The sequence below is a fragment of the Roseomonas sp. 18066 genome (assembly GCF_902706185.1).
GTDB lineage: Bacteria > Pseudomonadota > Alphaproteobacteria > Acetobacterales > Acetobacteraceae > Pseudoroseomonas.
Window position 1 is genome coordinate 1 of the sequence record NZ_CACSJM010000248.1, and the last position, 5,142, is coordinate 5,142.

Annotated in this window: 3 protein-coding genes and 1 pseudogene; all 4 read left to right on the forward strand. The window is 72.1% G+C overall.

Annotation, left to right across the window (positions count from 1 at the left end):
- Window positions 1-964, forward strand: a pseudogene (locus GVN67_RS27905) (hypothetical protein); the annotation flags it as partial.
- 179 nt (window positions 965-1,143) lie between these two features.
- The gene (gene ileS, locus GVN67_RS27910) at window positions 1,144-4,008 is read left to right on the forward strand and encodes an isoleucine--tRNA ligase (RefSeq protein ID WP_160000574.1); all 2,865 of its coding nucleotides are present in this window, start codon (window positions 1,144-1,146) and stop codon (window positions 4,006-4,008) included.
- Window positions 4,005-4,502, forward strand: a complete 498-nt coding sequence (lspA, locus tag GVN67_RS27915) for a signal peptidase II (RefSeq protein ID WP_160000575.1) — start codon at window positions 4,005-4,007, stop codon at window positions 4,500-4,502. Before ileS ends, lspA begins: the two co-directional genes overlap by 4 nt.
- A complete protein-coding gene (locus tag GVN67_RS27920) occupies window positions 4,499-5,089 on the forward strand; it encodes a DUF3035 domain-containing protein (protein WP_160000576.1) in 591 nt (196 codons plus the stop codon). Before lspA ends, GVN67_RS27920 begins: the two co-directional genes overlap by 4 nt.
- Window positions 5,090-5,142 lie beyond the last annotated feature (53 nt).

Here is a 5,142-nt window from a genome sequence, read left to right on the forward strand (position 1 = left end):
GCCGAGGGCGGCGCCGCCGGCGCCGCCCTCGGCCCCGGTGCCGCGCCACCTGATGCCGCAGGACCTGCAGGAATATGCCCGCCGCCTGCCGGACAGCCTGCTGCGGATGGAGCGGCTGCACCGCCAGCAGCCGGAGACGCCGGAGCAGGTCAGCGCCGCCTATGCCGGCCCCGCCGGGCGGGCGCTGGTGATGGCCAGCCGGCTGCCGGGGCCGCCCTCCGGCGACGGCGTCACCGAGCGGTCGCGCGCCGAGGCGCTGGTCGCCATGGCCGATGACCTGCGCGAGGGCACCCGCTCGCTCGGCCCCCGCTACTACACCGCGCCGCTGACCACCCATGCGCTGAGCGTGCGCAACGGCCCGATGCTGACCTGCGGCCAGCTGGAGCGCCGCGCCGGGGAAGAACGGGTGACGCCCGACCAGATGCGGCTGATGAACCGCCGCTGCGTCACCGTCGCCAATGGCTTCCTGGTCTCGATCTACCTGTCGACGCCGTTCAAGAGCGATATCGAGCAGGCGGTGAACCGCGCCCAGATCGCCTTCATCGCCAGCATGGCCGACCGGCTGATCCGCGGCGCCATGCCCGCACCGCCGACCGCCGGCGGCAGCGTCCAGCCGCCCCAGGGCGGCGGTGGCATCCAGCCGCCCCAGGGCGGCGGCGGCGCCACCCAGCCCTTCGGCCCGCCGGGCTCGCCGCCGGGGACGGCGCAAGGTCGCGAGCCCGGCGCCGGCACCGCGCCCCCGGGCCCCGGGCGGGAGCCGCCGACGCCGCAGCGCCCGGCCCCGGTCTCGCCGATCCAGCCGGCGCCGTCGCAGCCGGATGCCGGGCCGGCCCCCGCCCCGCGGCCGATGCCGGCGCCCTCGCCGGGCACGCCCCCCTCGGGCAGCATCGGCGGCGGCCAGGGCATGCCGGTGGTGCCGCGCGCCCCGCGGCAGGCGGTGGAGAAGGGCGGCTCCTCGATCTGACGGCGCTTGACCCCAAAGGCGCGGGGTCGCAAAAACCCGCCATGTCCCGGATGCGGTCTCTGCAGCGCAGGCTTGCGGCGCGAATTACCCGCCCGGTCCTCTGATCGAGGGCCGGGATCCCTGGCTTGCGCTCCCCTTTCCTGCCCGATGAGGCCGCCCCCGGCGGCATGGACGCCCGAATGACCGATACCCCGGCCCGCGACTATCGCGGCACCGTCTTCCTGCCGCAGACCCCTTTCCCGATGAAGGGCGACCTGCCCAAGCGCGAGCCCGGCTGGCTCGCCCGCTGGGAGAAGATCGGGCTGTGGGACCGTGTCCGCGCCCAGTCGGCCGAGCGGCAGAAGTTCGTGCTGCATGACGGCCCGCCCTATGCCAATGGCGCGCTGCATATCGGCCACGCCCTGAACAAGATCCTGAAGGACGTGATCAACCGCGCGGCGCAGATGGCCGGGCGGGATGCCGAATACATCCCCGGCTGGGACTGCCACGGCCTGCCGATCGAGTGGAAGGTCGAGGAAGAATACCGCAACCCCAAGGGCAAGTATAAGGGCGGCGTCGACAAGGATTCCGTCCCCGTCCTGGAGTTCCGCGCCGAGTGCCGCGCCTATGCCGCGCAGTGGCTGGACGTGCAGCGCGAGGAGTTCAAGCGGCTCGGCGTCGCCGGCGACTGGACCGGCCGCTACGCCACCATGGACTTCGCCTCCGAGGCCTCGATCGCCGCCGAGATCGGCAAATTCCTGATGAACGGCTCGCTCTATCGCGGCCTGCGGCCGGTGATGTGGAGCCCGGTCGAGAAGACGGCGCTGGCCGAGGCGGAGGTCGAGTATCACGACCACAAGTCGGCCATCCTCTACACCGGCTTTCCGATCGTGAAGGCGGCCGCGCCCGACCTGGTCGGCGCCGAGGCCGTCATTTGGACCACCACCCCCTGGACCATCCCGGCCAACCGGGCGATGGCCTATGGCGCCGAGATCGACTACGCGCTGCTGACCGTGGACGGCGTGGCCGACGGCATCGAGCTCATCCGCCCCGGCCAGCGCTTCATCCTGGCCGAGGCGCTGATCGGCGCCTTCGCCAAGGAGGTCGGCCTCGCCGCCTTCAGCGTCAGCCGGGTGTTCAAGGGCGCCGAGCTGGAAGGCGCCGTCGCCGCCCATCCGCTGCGCGGCTGGGACAAGGCCGAGGGCGGCTATGCCTTCGACGTGCCGCTGCTGGCCGGCGACTATGTCACCACCGAGGCCGGCACCGGCCTGGTGCATATCGCACCGGCGCATGGCGAGGAGGATTTCCACCTCGCCCGCGCGCATGGCATCGGCGTGCCGGAATGCGTGGCCGATGACGGCACCTACACCGTGCAGGTGCCGGGCTTCGTCGGCATCCATGTGTTCAAGGCGCATGAGGCGGTCTGGGCGGCGCTTACCGAGATGGGGCATCTCGCGGGCCGCGGTTTCATCACCCACAGCTACCCGCATAGCTGGCGGTCGAAGAAGCCGATCATCTACCGGGCGACGCCGCAGTGGTTCATCGCCATGGACGATGCCAACCAGATCCGCGCCAAGTCGCTGCAGGCCATCGCCGACACCCGCTTCGTGCCCGACCAGGGCCGCAACCGCATCGGCTCGATGGTTGCCGCCCGCCCCGACTGGTGCATCAGCCGCCAGCGCGCCTGGGGCGTGCCGATCGCCATCTTCGTCGACAAGCGCAATGGCGAGCCGCTGCGCGACCAGGTGGTGCTGGATCGCATCGACGCGGCCTTCCGCGCCGAAGGGGCGGACGCCTGGTACCAGCCGGGCGCCGCCGCCCGGTTCCTGGGCAATGAGCGCAATCCGGATGATTTCGAGCAGGTGATGGACATCGTCGATGTCTGGTTCGAATCCGGCTCGACCCATGCCTTCGTGCTGCGGCCGCGCGGCCTGCCGGTGCCGGCCGACCTGTATCTGGAAGGCTCCGACCAGCATCGCGGCTGGTTCCATTCCTCCCTGCTCGAGAGCGTCGGCTCGAACGGCTACGCCCCGTTCAAGGCCATCCTGACGCACGGCTTCGTCCTCGACGAGACGGGGCGGAAGATGTCGAAGTCGCTGGGCAATGTCACCGCGCCGCAGGAGGTCACCCAGCTCTACGGCGCCGATATCCTGCGCCTCTGGGTGATGAATTCCGACGTCGCCGACGACCTGCGCATCGGCAAGGGCATCCTGGCGCAGCAGGCCGAGCTGTATCGCCGCATCCGCAACACCCTGCGCTGGCTGCTCGGCAACCTGGCCGAGTTCGACGACGCCGAGACCCTGCCGCTGGCAGAAATGCCGGAGCTGGAGCGCTGGGTGCTGCACCGGCTGACCGAGCTCGACGCCCGCATCCGCCAGGCGGCGACGGATTACGACTGGAACGGCGTCTATCCGGATATCCACGCCTTCTGCGCGACCGATCTTTCCGCCTTCTATTTCGACATCCGGAAAGACAGCCTCTATTGCGACGCGCGCGACAGCCTGCGCCGCCGCGCGTCGCGCACCGTGCTGGACGCGCTGCACCGCTGCCTGACCGCCTGGCTGGCCCCGGCCTTGCCCTTCACCGCGGAAGAGGCCTGGCTGGCCCGCTTCCCGTCGGAGGACGGTTCGGTCCACCTTCAGGATTTCCCGGTGCTGCCGGCCGAATGGCGCGACGAGGCGCTGGCCGCCAAGTGGGAAACCGTCAGGAACATCCGCCGCGTGGTGACGGGCGCGCTGGAGAAGGCGCGCGCCGCCGGCACCATCGGCGCCTCGCTGCAGGCCGCGCCCAGCCTGCACCTGCCGGCCGAGGCGCTGGCCCTGCTGCCGGCCGAGACCTGGGCGGAGCTCTGCATCACCTCCGGCCTGACCCTGTCGGACGCGGCCGCCCCGGCTGACGCCTTCACCATGGACGGGCTGGACGGCATCGCGACCGTCTTCGCCACGGCCTCGGGGCAGAAATGCGACCGCTGCTGGCGCGTGCTGGAAGAAGTTGGGAAATCCGCCGCGCATCCGACGCTGTGCCGCCGCTGCGAGGCGGTGGTCGACCAGCGGGACGCCGCATGAGCCTGAAGCTCGGCCTGCCCGTCGCCGCCGGGCTGCTGGTCGCCGACCAGGCCAGCAAGTGGTGGGTGCTGAACGTGCTGCGCCTGCCCGAGATCCGGCAGTGGAAGCTGCTCGACCTCGGCGGCGCCGGCTTCGACTTCACCATGGTCTGGAACCGCGGCGTGACCTTCGGCCTGCTGGCCGGCGACACGCTGTGGCACCGGCTGGTGCTGGCCGGCATCGCGCTGGCCGTGGTGGCCTTCCTGGTGCGCTGGATCGCGCGCGCCGAGAACCGGCTGACCACCCTGGCGCTGGGCGGCATCGTCGGCGGGGCCATCGGCAATGTGATCGACCGGCTGCGCTTCGGCGCCGTGGTCGACTTCGCCGATGCCTGGATCGGCGATTTCCACTGGTACGTGTTCAACCTGGCCGATGCCGCCATCGTCATCGGCGTCGTCGTGCTGTTTGCCGATGCCTTGTTCAGGCCACGCGAGGCCGCTAAGGAAACGCCATGAGGCAGCTTCCCATCCGGATTCCGGCGCGCATCTTCCTGCCGATCGCCTGCGGGCTGATGCTCGCGGGCTGCGGCTCGGACACGGCGCGCACCCTAGGCTTCACCCGTGACGCGCCGGACGAGTTCTCGGTCGTCACCCGGGCGCCGCTCTCGCTGCCGCCGACGCTGGGCAGCCTGCCCGCGCCGCGGCCGGGCATGCAGCGCCCGCAGGAGCTGCGCGGCCGCGCCGCCGGCGAGGCGGTCCTCGCCCCCGGCGCCGCCTTCGGCGTCGGCGCCTCGCGCAGCGCCTCGCAGGGTGAATCGGCCCTCCTCGCCCAGGCCGGCCAGGCCTCGGGCGCCGGCGCCCTCCCCGGCGGCGACATCCGCCAGCGCGTCGATGCCGAGGCCACCCGGCTGGAGCAGCCCGACCGCAGCGTGGTCGACCGGCTGATGTTCTGGCGCGAGACGCCGCAGGCCGGCACGCCGCTGGACCCGACCCGCGAGGCGCAGCGCCTGCGCGAGAACGCCGCCCTCGGCCGCAGCGTGGAGGACGGCGAGACGCCGGTCGTCCAGCGCCGCCGCCAGGGCCTGTTCCAGAGCATTTTCTGACCCATCCTGACCCCGGCGCGGCAGCCTCCGGCGAGGCTGCCCGCCACCCCCTC